The sequence below is a fragment of the Flavobacterium algicola genome, from assembly GCF_022399565.1.
GTDB lineage: Bacteria > Bacteroidota > Bacteroidia > Flavobacteriales > Flavobacteriaceae > Flavobacterium > Flavobacterium algicola.
This window is the reverse complement of record NZ_JAJTUT010000002.1, coordinates 399,912-414,840: the sequence shown is the minus strand read 5'-3', so window position 1 is coordinate 414,840 and position 14,929 is coordinate 399,912. Positions and strand designations below refer to the sequence as shown.

Below are 14,929 nucleotides of genomic sequence, written 5' to 3'. Positions count from 1 at the left end.
AATTTATATATAATGACACACGCTTTAAACATCGTATGGAACCCCGCAGAAGGAATTGATTTAGGCTTTTTTATCATTCGATTTTACAGCCTAATGTTTGTAATTGCTTTTGGACTAGGGTGGTACATCATGAAAAATATTTTTGAACGTGAAGGCGAATCTATTGAAAAACTGGATTCTCTTTTTGTTTGGACTGTTCTTGCCACTTTGATCGGCGCTCGACTAGGACATGTCTTGTTTTATGATTGGGAATACTTCCGCAATCATTTGGCCGAAATATTTTTACCATTCCGTTTTAACCCATTTGAATTTACTGGCTTTCAAGGACTTGCTAGTCATGGTGCTGCAATTTCTATTATCGTTGCAATGTATTATTTTTGCAAAAAAGTCATCAAACGCCCCCTATTATGGATGCTTGATCGTATTGTAATTGCTGTTGCTAGCGGTGCTGTTTTTGTGCGTTTGGGTAACTTTTTTAACTCTGAAATTGTTGGGAAAGCTACTGAATCGGCTTTTGGAATTCAGTTTGTGAGAGACCATTTTTCTGCTAGAGAAGCTATTATGAGAACGGGAATTCAGGATCCAAGTCAAGCTTACAATGCTATAGCAACTAATTCTCAATTTAGCGCTTTGTTACAAGAAGTACCTTTAAAACATCCAGCACAATTGTATGAGGCTTTCTGCTACATCTTTGTATTTGCAATTTTATTTTTCCTTTATTGGAAAACAGAAGCAAGACAAAAATCAGGTTATTTGTTCGGTTTGTTTTTAGTTTTACTATTCAGCGTTCGTATCGTAGTAGAGTCGGTAAAAGAAAGTCAAGGTGGATTCGAGAGTGATTTAGGAAACATCCTATCTACAGGACAATGGTTGAGTATTCCGTTCATCCTAATTGGTTTGTACTTTGTATTTACTGCCAAAAAGACAAATCAAGTTTAAGAAATACAGTTTAATATATAAAAAAGCGGTTCCCTCACTTAGTAATAAAGGAACCGCTTTTTATTTGGTGATTATAGTAACTATTACAACAGTATTGAATAACCTAAAAACCATTAAGTAATATTTAATAAAAATACTTTCGCTAGAAATTAAACAAACTAGATTACGTATCGAAGAGTAATAGGTAATTAGATAATCTTTTTGATTACTCTTAATTTATGTGTGTGCCTGTTGGTCTCTGGATTATAAATCCCGAGATGGTCCAAGCGGTCAATTCTTATTTTTCCGCTAGCATGAATGATGTAATTGTCCTCCATGATGATTCCCACATGTGTAATATTCCCTTCATCATTATCAAAAAAGGCTAAATCTCCTGGTTCACTCTCTTCTATAAAACTAAGTGGCTCCCCTTGCGCTGCTTGTTGCGAAGCATCACGAAGTAGCTTGTATCCATTCAGCTTATAAACCATCTGCGTAAAACCCGAACAATCTACTCCAAAAGGCGTTTTCCCCCCCCATAGATAAGGGGCGTTCAAGTACAAATAAGCTGTATTAATCAAATTCGTTTTATTTTTAATTCCTTCGACCTTGGCTCCTTCAAACTCAAATTTACTTGTATTCATTTCGCTGTCTAGGAACGAAAGTGACGATCCCAGCGGAATTGGAATTAGTAAATTGGTAGGAGTTGTGATGTACTCAATCAAATCGGCATTAAGAACAATAGCACTATCATTTAACTGTTCGTAATTGACTTCGGTGATCAATTGGCATTGTTTGGAATCAATCCATCCTTCGTATCCATCATATTGCAATTGGATGCGGTACCATTGTTTGAGTTGTTCTAAGACTTTGAAATGTTCTCCAAAGAGTACTTGGGATACGATTTCACTTCGATCCGACGGTTCAAACCGAAGGGGGATTATAGCCAGATTGCAAATTCCAAACATGTATTGTTGTTTATGAGTTGAGTAGTTCGTCTTATTCTTTTTTTGATAGAAGTCGAATAACTGATTTTATAATTATGCTTTTTCGATTATCATTGCCGATGCACCACCACCACCGTTACAAATAGCTGCGGCACCAATTTTACCATTGTTTTGCTCTAATACATTAATTAGAGTTACCAATATACGCGCACCCGAACAACCTAATGGATGCCCCAAGGAAACAGCTCCACCGTTGATATTCATTTTTGCGGCATCGATATTTAAAATTTTTGCATTTGCTAAACCTACTACAGCAAAAGCTTCATTAAATTCAAAAAAATCGACTTGCTCTTGTGTCATTCCTGCTTTAGCTAAAGCTTTAGGCAAAGCTTTGGAAGGTGTAGTTGTAAATTTTTCTGATTCTTGTGCGGCATCGGCATAACTTAAAATGTATGCCATAGGTTGAATACCCAAACTGATTGCCTTTTCTTCGGTCATTAAGACCAATGCGGCTGCTCCGTCATTAATTGTTGAAGCATTTGCTGCCGTCACAGTTCCTTCTGGTGTAAATACCGCTCTTAAGTTGCGAATTTTATCAATAAAGACATTAGAGAACTCTTCATCTTTACTGATAATTACTGCATCACCTCGGCGTTGCTTAACAGCCACCGGGACGATTTCGTTATCAAATTTCCCTGCCTCCCAAGCAATGGCAGATCGTTTGTATGATTCTATTGCAAAAGCATCTTGCTCTTCACGTGATATATTGTATTCGGTAGCGCATAAATCGGCACAAACTCCCATAGCTTGATTATTATAAGCATCTACAAGACCATCTCTTTGCATTCCGTCCACCATAGTGGCTGGGCCAAATTTAGTTCCGTTACGCAGCTGTGCATAATGAGGAATCATGCTCATGTTCTCCATCCCTCCTGCCACAACGATTTCGGCATCACCACAAGCAATTGCTTGCGCAGCAAACATCACGGCTTTCATACCCGATGCACACACTTTATTTACTGTAGTACATGGAACAGTATCTGGTAACCCGGCCAGTAGCGCGGCTTGTCTTGCGGGTGCTTGACCTGCTCCTGCTTGTACGACATGGCCCATATAGACTTCATCAATTAAAGTAGGATCTAAATTTATTTTATCTAATGCACCTTTTATAGCGATAGCACCAAGTTCGGGTGCTGGAACAGTGGAGAGACCTCCCATAAAACTTCCTATTGGAGTTCTGACTGCAGAAACGATGACTATTCTTTGGCTCATAGTAGTAGTTATTTTGTTAGCTAAGCAAATTTAATGTTTTTTAGACAATTTTTTGGTTTTGATTTAACGATTGTGTTATTAAGAAAATATTTTTGATAAAATGATTTTGCTATATGTTTGATTGTGAATACCTTTTGAAATATTACGAAAAAAACATAAAAAAAAGTTCCAAAATACTTGTGAGTAACGCTAAGATGTCTTAAATTTGCAACCGCAAAACGAGACAAGTTTCTCTGAGCTTAGGAGGGGTGCCAGAGTGGTAATGGAGCAGTTTGCTAAACTGTCATCGGGTAACCGGTGCCAGGGTTCGAGTCCCTGTCCCTCCGCAGATTTTTAAAGTGCAAGCTTTAAATTTTGTTTATTGAAAATCGTTACGGGGTGTAGCGTAGCTCGGTTATCGCGCCTGCTTTGGGAGCAGGAGGCCGCAGGTTCGAATCCTGCCACCCCGACTAAACTTTACCATTAGTTTTAAAAGAAATGGAGGCATAGCTCAGCTGGATAGAGCACCTGCCTTCTAAGCAGGCGGTCGAAGGTTCGAATCCTTCTGCCTTCACATTAAAAACCCACTGTTTTCAGTGGGTTTTTTGCGTTTAGGGATTTTTGTGTTGGAATAATAAGTACTTTTACAACGACAAAACACCACTTTTTAATACATTTTTGCATATTTTTTGCATATGAAAATTGAGATCAAATTATTCGATAACGAAAAAGAAACCGGCCAAGGATTTCCTTTGGCGGTGAGTATTTCGCACCAGGGGAAAAGGAAACGAAAAAACATTGCTTTTTGTCAATCAAAACATTTTTTGGTTGATGGTAAGACAATTTCAGAGAAACATCCTGATTATGATACCCTCGCTCCTATTTTGATGAATTTAAAGATCAAAGCGCGCAAACTGATTTTAAAAAGCATGACTGATATCGATAAAGTGTATCAAGAATTGTTTGCCGTTGATTTTTCGCAAATTGGTTTTATCGAATATGCTGATGGCTTGATTGCCGAAATGGAGAAAATGGCAGCCGAAATGGCGAAATATGACCTTAAAGGAAGCAACAAAATAATTGGTAATATTAAATGTTACAAAAATGTGATCGCGCAATTTGGGAATTTTGCTCAAAATACTTCTTTGCAGAACCTAGATTTCGAAACCTTGCAGCGCTTTAAAAACTACAACCTGAGCGTTGGAAATTCAAAAAGTACGATACATCTTTACCTTCGTACCTTGCGCACCATTTACAACAAAGGAATTATGATCCATCGTTTGGTAGACGAAAAACCATTTGCCACTGTTTTTTCGGGCTTAAAAGTGCGTGCCTATGATTCTAGAAAAAAGTACCTGGAGCGTGAAGCGATTACCGAACTTGAAACGACTACTTTATTTAAAGCAACTGCAAAGCAAAAGTACCTCGATCTATTTTTGCTGCAGTTCTATTTTGGCGGCTGCGATTTGATTGATATCTATTACTTAAAGGAGCGCCAGTTGAGAAAAGGACGCGTTATTTTTGAAAGGACCAAAACCAATACCGGAACCCGAATTGACTTGAAATTGCACCCAAAAGCGGCTGAAATTATAAATAAGTATAAAACGAGTTCTGAATGGCTTTTTCCTTGGGGAAAAGAAAAAAATGAGTATGAAATATTTAGGCGTACCTACCAGCGCGCCCTGATTTATATTCAAGAAAAACTGAATCTTGAAGTACAACCAGATGGTGGCCACATCGCAGTGAAGGTAGCAAGACATAGTTTTGCCAACCGTGCCAAAGTATTAATGATCGAAAGCGATATCACCCGTGAGCTTATGGGTCACGAGCGTGATGATGTTGACAACTACTACAAAGATAAATATCCCGAAAAAGTGCGAGACATGGCGCTATTTGAAATTATTTCGCCTTTTGAATGTTTGAAATAGTTAATCGTTTCTAAGTTTCCATGTTGTACCGTCTGTAAAAGCTACCTCATACGCTCTAGCAGCAATTACTCTTTTTGCGTCTACAGAAGAAATACTCCACTGTGATTTTCTAGTACGACCAGGGTTAATTATCTCATCGGTAAATCCACCTCCTTCACCTAGTAAAGAATAACTTCCCATTTCAGCTGGTTCTTTAAAGGAGTTTTCGCCATACCATTCAAATCTTACTGCTTGAATTTTTTTTTCAGATACGTTTACAAAAGTCAATTCGATGTCTTTGTAGTTTGAGTAATCTTTTTTAATTAATCGACTATTTGTAACTTTAATAGGAGATTTTGAAACGCCAGTAGTGTCTAGGTAAAAATCTTTTCTGGTTTTTTCTAATAATTTTTCCGAGCGTTCTTTTACTCGGTCCATTATCTTTAAACTATCTATTGTATATTTTTCTCTTTTAATATTTTCTTCAGCTGTGCTTTTGTTTTTACAAGAAATTAAAGCTAAAAATGAAAATAATGATATAGTAATTTTATTCATATTATTTAAATTTTTTGAGTATTTCGTCATCTTCCGCTTTTTCGGCATTTGCATTAGTTATTATTTCGGCCTGCTCATTAAGTAGGTTAATAATTTCTTGATGATGCTTTATTTTTTCAAATACCTGCATTAATTTCTTCTCAACATTACTATTAGGTGTGTAAAACTCACTCGGCTCATTTAGTGTATTATTACTTTCTTTATTAAAAATAAAGCGTAATAATTCTTGTTTTGTTTCTGGTATAACTTCTCCTTTTTCGTAATTCGAAACCGTTTTTAATGAAACTCCGAGCTTAATTGCTAATTGAGCTTGTGTTAAATTCATCTTCTTTCTATTTTCTTTGATTTCTAAAGCGTTCATTTTGAGTTGTTTAATTATTTGTTAATGTTAAAAAGAGAAATATTACTTATTTATATAGTTTACAAATGAGTAATATTACTTATATTTGTATCTGTAAACATATATATGTTTTTATTATGAAAAACAAAGATACAAAAACCGAACCAAAATTAACAATAAGAGAAACTGAAACGATAAATAGGTTTGAGACATTTTATAAATGTTCGGAGATATTGAGGGAATTTTTCAGAATGGGATTTAAGTCTTTTGAGGCTTTGAAAGCTATTATGCTGTTTCACTATCCTGATATTGATTTGGTTAGGTTAAAAAGATTTTGGAACTGTCAGCTATTGGATAGGACTATTGTAGAAAAAGTAATAACTGTTTTTGAAAAATTGAAAAATGAGTAATATTTCTAAAAATCATCATTTTAATGTAGTTGGAGAGATTCAAAGTGCATTTGGCTTTTACAAATTTTATTTTGCGAATCTGCACTTTTATGCCAAACGTGAAGACTGTTTTAAGTACTGTAATTTGTATTTCAGAGAGCAATTCGGGTATAATCGTTATGATAGTTGGGAGGAATTTTTCGGTGTTATTGGTGTTAGACCAATGAATCGCAAGGCTGTAAAAATTACAACACCTATTGTTGATTGTTTATCAGTGGAAAAAATGGAACGCAATTTCTTGATTGCATTGTTTAAGCAAAAAGGATTTGATACCTGGACTTCTTTCAAGGCTATCGTGATGCATTATTACCAAGCCGATGAAACTAAACTAATGGCTATTTGGAAAGGTGGTTTAATAGACCCCGAAACTTTAAAATATGTTGATTACGTAAGACAAATAATAGGATAGCCATGGAAAAAATAAACTACATAAATGCAACTGAATTCCTTGAAACTTTAAAGGATCGTGGTTTGGTGATTGTTTCGGCAAAAGATTTTGAAGCATCAAAAGAGATACAGCGCAAACGGCTTATGAAGCGCAAATCATTGTCTTTGGTCGAAATAGTTGGCTGTAGTCTGCTCCCGCTGACTTCAAAAAAAGGGGTCAACGATTGGATTCTTTCGGGTAAAATCAAAGAAGACGAATGGTACCAGGAACAAACGGGTAGAAAAAGAGTAATGATCTTGACAAAAGCAATTAAACGACTAGGCTATGAATATTAATCAAGAAGAAATAAACAAAATCGAGGTCAAAGAACCTCAATTGTTAACCTGCAGCAACGCCACCCAAGTGTGCGATCCCGAAGATTTATTTGATATGATTGAACAATGTAAAATATGTGGCCGATGTGTGTAGATGTGATTGACTTATGGTGGCTATGCGCAGTAGTGTTGCTAGTGGTGGTAAAAAATATGTTGAACCGTAAATAAAAATACAATGATAATAGCAGAAATAGTATTCGTCTTGTTTGCCTTGGGAATGATCGGAATTATCGGTTTTGAAATTGTTTGTTTCGTCTTCAAAGCATTTATAATTGGTGCAAAAACTTTGATCAAAAATAATAATCAAATAAATTAAAAACAATGGAAAAATTCATTCTACAAAACGAAAGTGCCAGCGATCGTTTGGAGCAGCTGAAAAATTCAGCCGACAAAATGGAACAGTTCTCATATCCTAGAGAACTTTCAAACGGAGAAATTCAAGAATTACAGTCTAATTTATCACAAGATATGATTTTTGTCGATAAAGAAGATCAAAAATTAAAAGTTGCCAAAGAGGTTTTTAAATCTGCAACAAAACCGGTGAAGCAGAATATTGCTAAGAACTTGCAAATGATTCGCTCACAAGTCGAAGAAGTATCTGAGGAGGTGTATCTGCTTAAAGATATCGAAGATGGTAAAATGGGTTACTACTCCAAAGAAGGGGTTTTGGTATTTGAAAGAAACCTTCGCCCAGATGAACAACAATACAGTATTCAGGATCACTTAAGAAAAGCGCAATAATCACAACCATGGAAAATAAATTAAACATAACAGTAGAAAAAGAAAATGCAGTAGTAACATTATTACATGGTCCTGCAGAACCAGTGTATCATAATGCAGCAATTGTTGTGAAAGGTGGTGCTATCAATTCGGCTTACGAATATCTATCCAAAGCGGTGGTTGAAGCGACTATTATTGAACATTCGAAAATTGAATTTTGTTACGATAAATTATACATCAACTTATTGTATGATGCACGCCAACGTACTCCAGATGTTATTGAAGGTGCTTTGAAGCTGCACCCTGATTTGCAAAAATTCAACATCAACTCGGGTAAATCGTATTCGACATTTGAATTAGCAGACTTCATTAAAATGAACCGTCATTATTTCGAAAACAAAGAGTATGCAATGAAATTGGTTTCTGAGCTTCGAAATTTTGAAGGTAAAGTGAATCGTGATATCGAAGGGCGTACAGATGATCGTGGAAATAAAAGAGCATTGATCAATCAAGTAGTAGAATCGAATATTCCTTCGGGGTTTTTCTTAGAGTTGCCAGTATTTGTAGGTCAAGATAAAACAAGATTGGAAATAGAGGTGAGTATCAATGCTTCTTTTGAATGCTCATTGATTTCGCCTGACTTGAAACAATTGATTGATTTAGAATCGAAAACTATTCTGGGTAATCAACTGGAGTTAATCAAGGCAAAGCATCCGGAATTGAAAATATTTGAATTGTAAAAATAGAACCTATGAAAACAATCACTTTCGATAAAGAAATCGCAGAAAAAGTAGCGCAATTGGTGTGTACTGAATTTGGGTGCACTATTGGTAGAATCACAAGTCTCACAGATACATTTGAGAAGAAAGTGGTTGTTTTTATACTGGTTAAGTATTATGGCTTCTACTTCCGTATTGTAGGTAACGTTTATCAAATGTCCTACTTATATGTACCAACCGTAGTTGCCGAAATTGAACACATGGAAAAAGTGGTTACAATTTTTAATGTAAAAATAAAATTAATTCTAAAACAATTAAATCATGGGGACTACTTGGACGCCGCAGGAAAACAAAATACTTATAGAAAAATATCCTGATTCCTTAACAACCGATTTATTGGCATTGTTGCCCGGTAGAACGATCAGTATGATTACAGGTCATGCCAATGTACTTGGTGTAAAAAAATCAGCTGCCTTTTATGCTGCAGGTGGCGGTGGTCGAATGTGCAAAGGGTCAATGATTGGTATAGATACCCGATTTACACCACAAACACCTGGTTGGAACAAGGGGAAAAAGCAAGTAGAATGGATGTCGCCAGAGAAGATTGCTCAAACGGCAAAAACACGCTTCAAAAAAGGTCAGGACCCGCACAATACGCAAGCTATAGGTTATGAGAGAATGAGTAAAGATGGGTATATCGAAGTGAAGTTTCAGCACTTAAAAAACGGTCGCTCAAACAATGACAATTTCGAGTTCAAACACCGCCTGATTTATCAAGCCGAAAACGGACCAATTCCGGATGGTATGATAGTAGAGTTCAAAGATGGCGATAAAACGAATTTTGACCCATCAAATTTGATTCTAAAGTCTCGAAAAGAGAACTTATTAAGAAACACGATGTGTGATACATCAATAGTAAAGCGATTCATGGGAATAAAAGACCCCGAAATGGTCAAAGAGGTGATCGATAATCACCAGGGGTTAATTAGTGTACAAAGAAATATTATTAAAGTAAAATCAAAAATAAATGAGTCCAGAAGAAAAATTAACTGAGTTGCTTACGGGTAAATCGTTTACACATCAAGGGGAACAATTCAATTTTGTGAATTGCAAAAGAGTGGTGTCAAATATAATGATTTTCACCAACAAAAAATTATTACAAATACCTGTAGATAGATTTGTCGATTTCTTTCAAAAAGTAGAAAGTAACTGTGAAGATGTTGTTTCTACACTAGTAGAAAAGAAAGAATACATACCAACTGCGCCATATACTGCAGAAGTTGCTTCGCCACAAAGTTATTCTAGTCATAGGCCAGTAAAAGTTATGGCAGAAATGCCGAAGGTTTTCGAAAAACTAAACGAAAGCTTTGAGGACCTTATAAACAAAATAAACACTGCTAGTGAAGGTGATTTGAAGTCCTTGGAGATTAGAGCTAAAATGTTGACTTCTGTCGCTCAAACATCTATTAATATGGAGAATAGCCGTATTAACTTAATTAAAATGTTAAATAGATAAATATGGATTATTTTCAATTGATGAGAAACTTTTGGGATTTCGCTTTTGAAAATCCTGACAAAATAAAGCCTAATCATTGTGCGGTATATTGTTTTGCTGTAGAACATTGTAATCGTTTGGGTAGAAAGAAAAAATTTGGTTTTCCATCATCGATGGTTATGGATGCGGTCGGCTTGAAATGTTATAATTCGTACATCAAAGTTTTTAATGAATTAGTGGCTTTTGGTTTCTTTGAATTGATTGAAAAGTCAAAAAATCAATTTTCTTCTAACATTATTGCTTTATCGAATTTCGACAAAGCACTCGACAAAGCACTCGATAAAGCAATGTTAATGCAGTCAACAAAGCAACGTGAAAGCACTAGTCAAAGCAATCATAGTATAAAAGAACTAATACCTAATACCTTAGAACTAATAACTAAGAGTTCTTTAAAAGATAAAAATGAAACTTTCATTTCTGATTTATTGAAAACACAGAGTTGGGTTGAAAACATGTGTATGCGAAATAAAATCAATGTTGAGGAATTAGGGAATTGGTTAAATGTTTTCGATTTGAAAATAAAAACTGAATTGGACGAAAAGATATCAAAAAAGGATTTTGCTTCACATTTTTCAAGATGGTTACCTGGAGAAATGCAAAAACAAAACAATCAAAAAGTAATTGAACTGAATACTGTTCAACCAACCCGTAAACTTTGGAAAGGTGAGTGAAAAATATAAAAATCCGTATCAAAATAAGCAAACAGACAAATCGTCGATTATAAGCTTAGAAAGGGGTAAAATAGTACCACAGTCAATTGACACAGAACAAGCTGTCTTGGGTGCGCTCCTGATTGATGCAAACGCTATAGACGAATGCATGATTATCTTAAAGAGTTCTGATGTTTTTTTTAAGGAATCACACAAAGTAATCTTTGAAGCAATTAGTGATCTGTATTCAAAAAATGAAAGCATTGACATGATCACAGTAGGTTCTCGATTGCGATCCATGGGTAAAATAGATTTAGCAGGTGGTGATTATGCATTGGTAGAGCTAACGCAAAAAATCGCATCTGGTGCGCACATTGAGTTTCATTCGAGACTATTGCAGCAATTCTTTATCAAAAGGCAGTTGATTCGTGATGCATCTATGATGTTGACTACAGCTTTTGATGATAGTAAAGATTCTTTGGAATTGCTTAACGAGTGGTCAGAATCTTTAGATTACCTAAACGAGCAGATATCTAGCGGTAAAAAGAATATTTCTTTTGCAGAAGGTTTGGATTTGGTCGAAAAGCGTGTCGAATTCTTAACCAATAAGTCACCCGAGGAAGTGACCGGTGCTTTGACAGGCTTTAATGTTATAGATCAATTCACGGGTGGTTATCAACCAGGTGAACTTATCGTTGATGCTGCACGTCCCGGCATGGGAAAAACAGCAAAGATGATGAAGTGTGCAGTCGAGAATGCAAAGATCGGTAACGCTGTTGGTATTGTATCTGCTGAGATGTCGGCAGTGCAGTTGGTTACACGTGCTGTGGCAATCGATACCTCTTTTCACTTAACACAGTTGACAAAGAAAGGATTTGAAAAGCCTGAGTACTTCCAGAAGTTAAGCGGTCATAAGTATCGAATGAAGGACTTCCCTATTCACATCGATGACTCACCGAGCCCTGACATTCGAGCAGTATCTGCAACATTGAGAATGTGGAAACGTAAGTTCGACATCAAGATAGCTATCGTTGATTATCTGCAGTTGCTGTCTGATAATACCAAATCAAACAATCGTGAGCAGGAAATCGCCTCTATATCAAGAAAACTGAAAGGTTTGGCAAAAGAGTTAGGTATTCCGATTATCGCATTGTCTCAGCTCTCTAGGGCAGTTGAAACGCGTGGGTCAAGCAAACGTCCAATGTTGTCAGACTTACGAGAGTCTGGAGCTATCGAGCAAGATGCAGACATGGTTTGCTTTATCTACCGTTCGGAGTATTACGATATCGAGGTTGATGAAGAGTTAGCTGCTACTGGTGCCAACTCAGAGATCATATTCGCAAAGTACCGAGGCGGTGCACCAGGAACTACAATTGGTTTGCATTGGGATGGTAGTAAAACAAAGTTCGAAGACCCTGCAGTAATGAACGGTGACTCGCATGATGATCTCGATAATGATGTGGCTTACTTACCAAGTGTTAGTCCATCTGATGCTTTTGATGATAACAATGAAAAACCTTTTTAATAATGGCAAAGAAACCAGAGAAGATACAAAGAAGTTGGGTACCACAACGTAGAGCGTTTGAGCGTGAGAACAACAACCAAGAGTTCTATAACTCGTGGCCTTGGCGAAAGTTTGCTAAAAGATTCAAAGCAAACAATCCTTTATGTGTCAAGTGTTTAGAGAAAGATTTGGTAGTACCAGTTAAGGTGGTCGATCACATCACGCCAATCAAAGCTGGAGGTGCAAAGCTTGATGAATCGAATTGTCAATCGTTGTGTGCAAGTTGTCACAACAGCAAATCGTCGGGCGAAAGTCGGGGGTATGGGGTAAAATCTCGATAGGCTCAAAGGGTGCTACATCGCTGTTTAGTTAGAATTTTACTCGCAGTGTTAATTTAGGTAGGGGGGTGTAAAACGTTAATAATAAGTAATATGGCAAATTTAAAAATAGTTACGGGAGATGGTGAAGTAAAAGAAGTGAACAAAAATCTATATCAAATTTTAGATAAGCTTCCCGCTCCAAGTTCAAAATTTGAACTGAATGATGATCAAAAATATTGGTACAAATATTTTGGGCAGCAGCTAGTTGACACCAAAAAATTAACGAAACCCGACCTTATCCATCTGCACCAATTAGCAACTTCGGTTGATTATTACATTCAGGCCGAAAAGAAGATTAGGGAAAAGGGTTTTGACGGTGGTTTGATTCAAACCTTCAAAGGTGGTGCCACCAACGTATCAGGTTATGTGACCATTCGAGAGAAAATGATAAAAGAGATAAATGAGCTCTCAAAGCATTTCGGTTTTAGCTTCAAAGATCGTAGCAAATTGGTAGAGCAAAAACAACAAGTAAATCCGCAAGGCGATTTATTTGAAGAATTTATAAAAGCGAATCACGGGTAATTATGAGAAATTGGAAATATGTCCTGCATAAATTAAACATGCATCGAGACAAAACACAGGAGTTGTTTACAAAAGATAATACATCGCTCTCACTTTATCGATTTTGGAGCGAACAAATGAATTACGAAAACAAAAAATAAATAATCTATGAAAAATTTTAAAAACTTAAAAAAGCAGTTAGCGTTTACAATTCTGCTGCTTATCGCCTCTCTTAGTTTGCAAGCGCAACAACTTCGATTCAAGGACCAGGACGAATTCAATCTTGGTATTTCTACAGAATCAATTGAGATCGAATACCAAAACGCAATGTACATTCGAGCAGGTGTAGGAATAAACAAAATGATCGGTGCAGCAGGTATAAATTTAACAACCGGACTATTCAATAACGTTCGATATTACGTTGGTGGTCGCTTAGGCTTCACCTACACACGAGAACCTATCGCTGGTTTTGAATTAGGCACCGACTTTACAGTATCTGACACTTTTACAATTGGTTTGAGAGGAATGCGTGATAATGGCGATTTGAAAGCAGCGTTTAAGATTGCTTTTATTTTGTAACGTCTGGTTTATTTTTTTGAGTTGCAGCGCTTAGAACTACAAAACTTAATTATTAAAACGAGATTATGAAAGAAAACAGTATAAACGAAAACCTTGCATCTTGTAAAAAACTTGTTTTGCCTTCGCTTACTCACGGCTCTTTATTTTCTGGTATTGGCGGTTTTGATTTAGCTGCTGAATGGGTGGGATGGGAAAACAAATTTCATTGCGAATGGAATGATTTTGGAAAACGAATTTTAAAATATTATTGGCCTAAAGCTATTAGTTATGATGATATCACAAAAACAGATTTCACTATTCACAGAGGAACAATTGATGTTCTTACCGGAGGATTCCCTTGCCAACCATACAGCGTTGCAGGAAAAAGAAAAGGAAAAGAAGATGAACGCCATTTATGGCCAGAAATGCTTAGAGCAATTCGAGAGATTGAACCAAGGTATATTGTGGGAGAAAATGTTTACGGAATTATTAATTGGAATGGAGGGTTGGTATTCGAAGAAGTGCAAACTGACTTGGAAAATGCAGGGTACAAAGTACAAACGTTTGTACTTCCGGCTGCAAGTGTCAACGCACCTCATAAGCGAGAACGAATTTGGTTCATTGCTTTTAAAAACTCCAACAAAAATAGATGGACATGTAACCAGTGGAAAACAAAACCCAAAACCGGGAAACAGCGGAACTCTTGCTCAAGAAATAATGAGCAATTATGCGCCTACAATGATGAAGTTAAAAATTTTACCGACACCGAGAGCGAGAGCAGCAGGAGGAAACACAAGCAACGACAGAAACAAAGGGAATTTGGAGGATGTAATTGCAAAAATGATGCTTCCTACACCGAATGCAAGCGAAGGAGAGAAATATTGCAAAAAATTCAACAAAAAAAGTCAAATGGGAAAGGCTTTAACGCCTTTAATGAACCAAATAGCTGGGAAAAGTTCCCAACTGAAACCCCAATTTGTGATGGAGATGATGGGCTTTCCTCCCGATTGGACGCTATTACCTTTCCTAAATGGAGAAGCGAAAGCATTAAAGGAGGTGGAAATGCAATAGTTCCGCAAGTAGTACTACAGATATTTAAAGCTATCGCTATGTATGATGATTCTTTAAGTGATGTATAATTAGGCAAATAGCTACTAGCACAAATTACCACCCAAAACAAAACTTTTTAACCACCATTACGGAAAACCGTAAA

The 14,929-nt window shown here is 36.4% G+C and carries 21 protein-coding genes and 3 tRNA genes; 20 read left to right on the top strand and 4 right to left on the bottom strand.

The genetic code is table 11. The annotated features are described in order from the left end of the window. Positions 1 to 12: 12 nt before the first annotated feature. A complete protein-coding gene (gene lgt / locus LXH21_RS08585; protein ID WP_239864731.1) occupies positions 13 to 939 on the top strand; it encodes a prolipoprotein diacylglyceryl transferase in 927 nt (308 codons plus the stop codon). 188 nt (positions 940 to 1,127) lie between these two features. On the opposite strand, the gene LXH21_RS08580 is transcribed toward lgt, so the two are convergent. Together LXH21_RS08580 and LXH21_RS08575 are read right to left on the bottom strand one after the other, a co-directional pair. Then, a complete protein-coding gene (locus tag LXH21_RS08580; protein WP_239864729.1) occupies positions 1,128 to 1,886 on the bottom strand; it encodes a C40 family peptidase in 759 nt (252 codons plus the stop codon). A 72-nt stretch (positions 1,887 to 1,958) separates the two neighbouring features. Further along, entirely contained in the window at positions 1,959 to 3,137 is a 1,179-nt protein-coding gene (locus LXH21_RS08575; protein WP_239864727.1) for an acetyl-CoA C-acyltransferase, read from the bottom strand. A 242-nt stretch (positions 3,138 to 3,379) separates the two neighbouring features. On the opposite strand from LXH21_RS08575, the gene LXH21_RS08570 reads away from it, so the two are divergent. From LXH21_RS08570 to LXH21_RS08555, 4 genes are all read left to right on the top strand, one after another. Continuing rightward, a tRNA-Ser gene (locus LXH21_RS08570) sits at positions 3,380 to 3,463 on the top strand. Between the two features lie 48 nt (positions 3,464 to 3,511). Beyond that, positions 3,512 to 3,586: transfer RNA gene (locus tag LXH21_RS08565), tRNA-Pro, on the top strand. A 30-nt stretch (positions 3,587 to 3,616) separates the two neighbouring features. Further along, a tRNA-Arg gene (locus LXH21_RS08560) sits at positions 3,617 to 3,690 on the top strand. 121 nt (positions 3,691 to 3,811) lie between these two features. Next, positions 3,812 to 5,044: a tyrosine-type recombinase/integrase gene (locus LXH21_RS08555; RefSeq protein ID WP_239864725.1), complete on the top strand. Its 1,233-nt coding sequence runs from the start codon at positions 3,812 to 3,814 to the stop codon at positions 5,042 to 5,044. Here LXH21_RS08555 and LXH21_RS08550 read toward each other — a convergent pair whose 3' ends face one another. Together LXH21_RS08550 and LXH21_RS08545 are read right to left on the bottom strand one after the other, a co-directional pair. Beyond that, positions 5,045 to 5,578: a hypothetical protein gene (locus LXH21_RS08550; RefSeq protein ID WP_239864716.1), complete on the bottom strand. Its 534-nt coding sequence runs from the start codon at positions 5,576 to 5,578 to the stop codon at positions 5,045 to 5,047. Position 5,579: 1 nt separating this feature from the next. Continuing rightward, entirely contained in the window at positions 5,580 to 5,939 is a 360-nt protein-coding gene (locus LXH21_RS08545; RefSeq protein ID WP_239864713.1) for a helix-turn-helix domain-containing protein, read from the bottom strand. 116 nt (positions 5,940 to 6,055) lie between these two features. On the opposite strand from LXH21_RS08545, the gene LXH21_RS08540 reads away from it, so the two are divergent. The 15 genes from LXH21_RS08540 to LXH21_RS08470 all read left to right on the top strand — a co-directional run bounded on the left by LXH21_RS08540 (position 6,056) and on the right by LXH21_RS08470 (position 14,855). Continuing rightward, positions 6,056 to 6,328, top strand: a complete 273-nt coding sequence (locus LXH21_RS08540) for a hypothetical protein (protein WP_239864712.1) — start codon at positions 6,056 to 6,058, stop codon at positions 6,326 to 6,328. Next, the gene (locus tag LXH21_RS08535; protein WP_239864710.1) at positions 6,321 to 6,776 is read left to right on the top strand and encodes a hypothetical protein; all 456 of its coding nucleotides are present in this window, start codon (positions 6,321 to 6,323) and stop codon (positions 6,774 to 6,776) included. Before LXH21_RS08540 ends, LXH21_RS08535 begins: the two co-directional genes overlap by 8 nt. Positions 6,777 to 6,778: 2 nt before the next feature. Next, positions 6,779 to 7,090, top strand: a complete 312-nt coding sequence (locus tag LXH21_RS08530; protein WP_239864708.1) for a hypothetical protein — start codon at positions 6,779 to 6,781, stop codon at positions 7,088 to 7,090. A gap of 214 nt (positions 7,091 to 7,304) precedes the next feature. Then, positions 7,305 to 7,445, top strand: coding sequence for a hypothetical protein (locus LXH21_RS08525; RefSeq protein WP_239864706.1), 141 nt, complete (start codon positions 7,305 to 7,307; stop codon positions 7,443 to 7,445). Positions 7,446 to 7,450: 5 nt separating this feature from the next. Continuing rightward, entirely contained in the window at positions 7,451 to 7,870 is a 420-nt protein-coding gene (locus tag LXH21_RS08520) for a hypothetical protein (RefSeq protein WP_239864704.1), read from the top strand. A gap of 8 nt (positions 7,871 to 7,878) precedes the next feature. Continuing rightward, positions 7,879 to 8,589 (top strand): hypothetical protein, encoded by a 711-nt coding sequence (locus LXH21_RS08515; RefSeq protein ID WP_239864702.1) that lies wholly within the window; start codon positions 7,879 to 7,881, stop codon positions 8,587 to 8,589. Between the two features lie 11 nt (positions 8,590 to 8,600). After that, entirely contained in the window at positions 8,601 to 8,945 is a 345-nt protein-coding gene (locus tag LXH21_RS08510) for a hypothetical protein (RefSeq protein WP_239864700.1), read from the top strand. Beyond that, a complete protein-coding gene (locus LXH21_RS08505; RefSeq protein ID WP_239864698.1) occupies positions 8,890 to 9,621 on the top strand; it encodes an HNH endonuclease signature motif containing protein in 732 nt (243 codons plus the stop codon). Before LXH21_RS08510 ends, LXH21_RS08505 begins: the two co-directional genes overlap by 56 nt. Next, positions 9,596 to 10,084, top strand: coding sequence for a hypothetical protein (locus tag LXH21_RS08500; protein WP_239864696.1), 489 nt, complete (start codon positions 9,596 to 9,598; stop codon positions 10,082 to 10,084). The genes LXH21_RS08505 and LXH21_RS08500 overlap by 26 nt, the downstream gene beginning before the upstream one ends. A gap of 2 nt (positions 10,085 to 10,086) precedes the next feature. Continuing rightward, positions 10,087 to 10,794, top strand: a complete 708-nt coding sequence (locus tag LXH21_RS08495; protein WP_239864693.1) for a DUF7833 domain-containing protein — start codon at positions 10,087 to 10,089, stop codon at positions 10,792 to 10,794. Further along, positions 10,787 to 12,298: a replicative DNA helicase gene (locus LXH21_RS08490; protein ID WP_239864691.1), complete on the top strand. Its 1,512-nt coding sequence runs from the start codon at positions 10,787 to 10,789 to the stop codon at positions 12,296 to 12,298. The genes LXH21_RS08495 and LXH21_RS08490 overlap by 8 nt, the downstream gene beginning before the upstream one ends. 2 nt (positions 12,299 to 12,300) lie before the next feature. Beyond that, positions 12,301 to 12,618 (top strand): HNH endonuclease signature motif containing protein, encoded by a 318-nt coding sequence (locus LXH21_RS08485; protein WP_239864689.1) that lies wholly within the window; start codon positions 12,301 to 12,303, stop codon positions 12,616 to 12,618. Between the two features lie 90 nt (positions 12,619 to 12,708). Next, positions 12,709 to 13,179, top strand: a complete 471-nt coding sequence (locus LXH21_RS08480) for a P27 family phage terminase small subunit (RefSeq protein WP_239864687.1) — start codon at positions 12,709 to 12,711, stop codon at positions 13,177 to 13,179. A gap of 147 nt (positions 13,180 to 13,326) precedes the next feature. After that, positions 13,327 to 13,737, top strand: coding sequence for a hypothetical protein (locus LXH21_RS08475; protein WP_239864685.1), 411 nt, complete (start codon positions 13,327 to 13,329; stop codon positions 13,735 to 13,737). A gap of 65 nt (positions 13,738 to 13,802) precedes the next feature. Continuing rightward, complete coding sequence (locus LXH21_RS08470; protein ID WP_239864683.1) at positions 13,803 to 14,855, top strand: DNA cytosine methyltransferase; 1,053 nt, start codon at positions 13,803 to 13,805, stop codon at positions 14,853 to 14,855. Positions 14,856 to 14,929: the final 74 nt, after the last annotated feature.

Excerpts from the sequence above, each read along its gene's own strand:
- lgt (WP_239864731.1), top strand. The coding sequence starts at position 13 with ATGACACACGCTTTAAACATCGTATGGAACCCCGCAGAAGGAATTGAT.
- LXH21_RS08580 (WP_239864729.1), bottom strand. The coding sequence starts at position 1,886 with ATGTTTGGAATTTGCAATCTGGCTATAATCCCCCTTCGGTTTGAACCG.
- LXH21_RS08575 (WP_239864727.1), bottom strand. The coding sequence starts at position 3,137 with ATGAGCCAAAGAATAGTCATCGTTTCTGCAGTCAGAACTCCAATAGGA.
- LXH21_RS08555 (WP_239864725.1), top strand. The coding sequence starts at position 3,812 with ATGAAAATTGAGATCAAATTATTCGATAACGAAAAAGAAACCGGCCAA.
- LXH21_RS08550 (WP_239864716.1), bottom strand. The coding sequence starts at position 5,578 with ATGAATAAAATTACTATATCATTATTTTCATTTTTAGCTTTAATTTCT.
- LXH21_RS08545 (WP_239864713.1), bottom strand. The coding sequence starts at position 5,939 with ATGAACGCTTTAGAAATCAAAGAAAATAGAAAGAAGATGAATTTAACA.
- LXH21_RS08540 (WP_239864712.1), top strand. The coding sequence starts at position 6,056 with ATGAAAAACAAAGATACAAAAACCGAACCAAAATTAACAATAAGAGAA.
- LXH21_RS08535 (WP_239864710.1), top strand. The coding sequence starts at position 6,321 with ATGAGTAATATTTCTAAAAATCATCATTTTAATGTAGTTGGAGAGATT.
- LXH21_RS08530 (WP_239864708.1), top strand. The coding sequence starts at position 6,779 with ATGGAAAAAATAAACTACATAAATGCAACTGAATTCCTTGAAACTTTA.
- LXH21_RS08525 (WP_239864706.1), top strand. The coding sequence starts at position 7,305 with ATGATAATAGCAGAAATAGTATTCGTCTTGTTTGCCTTGGGAATGATC.
- LXH21_RS08520 (WP_239864704.1), top strand. The coding sequence starts at position 7,451 with ATGGAAAAATTCATTCTACAAAACGAAAGTGCCAGCGATCGTTTGGAG.
- LXH21_RS08515 (WP_239864702.1), top strand. The coding sequence starts at position 7,879 with ATGGAAAATAAATTAAACATAACAGTAGAAAAAGAAAATGCAGTAGTA.
- LXH21_RS08510 (WP_239864700.1), top strand. The coding sequence starts at position 8,601 with ATGAAAACAATCACTTTCGATAAAGAAATCGCAGAAAAAGTAGCGCAA.
- LXH21_RS08505 (WP_239864698.1), top strand. The coding sequence starts at position 8,890 with ATGGGGACTACTTGGACGCCGCAGGAAAACAAAATACTTATAGAAAAA.
- LXH21_RS08500 (WP_239864696.1), top strand. The coding sequence starts at position 9,596 with ATGAGTCCAGAAGAAAAATTAACTGAGTTGCTTACGGGTAAATCGTTT.
- LXH21_RS08495 (WP_239864693.1), top strand. The coding sequence starts at position 10,087 with ATGGATTATTTTCAATTGATGAGAAACTTTTGGGATTTCGCTTTTGAA.
- LXH21_RS08485 (WP_239864689.1), top strand. The coding sequence starts at position 12,301 with ATGGCAAAGAAACCAGAGAAGATACAAAGAAGTTGGGTACCACAACGT.
- LXH21_RS08480 (WP_239864687.1), top strand. The coding sequence starts at position 12,709 with ATGGCAAATTTAAAAATAGTTACGGGAGATGGTGAAGTAAAAGAAGTG.
- LXH21_RS08475 (WP_239864685.1), top strand. The coding sequence starts at position 13,327 with ATGAAAAATTTTAAAAACTTAAAAAAGCAGTTAGCGTTTACAATTCTG.
- LXH21_RS08470 (WP_239864683.1), top strand. The coding sequence starts at position 13,803 with ATGAAAGAAAACAGTATAAACGAAAACCTTGCATCTTGTAAAAAACTT.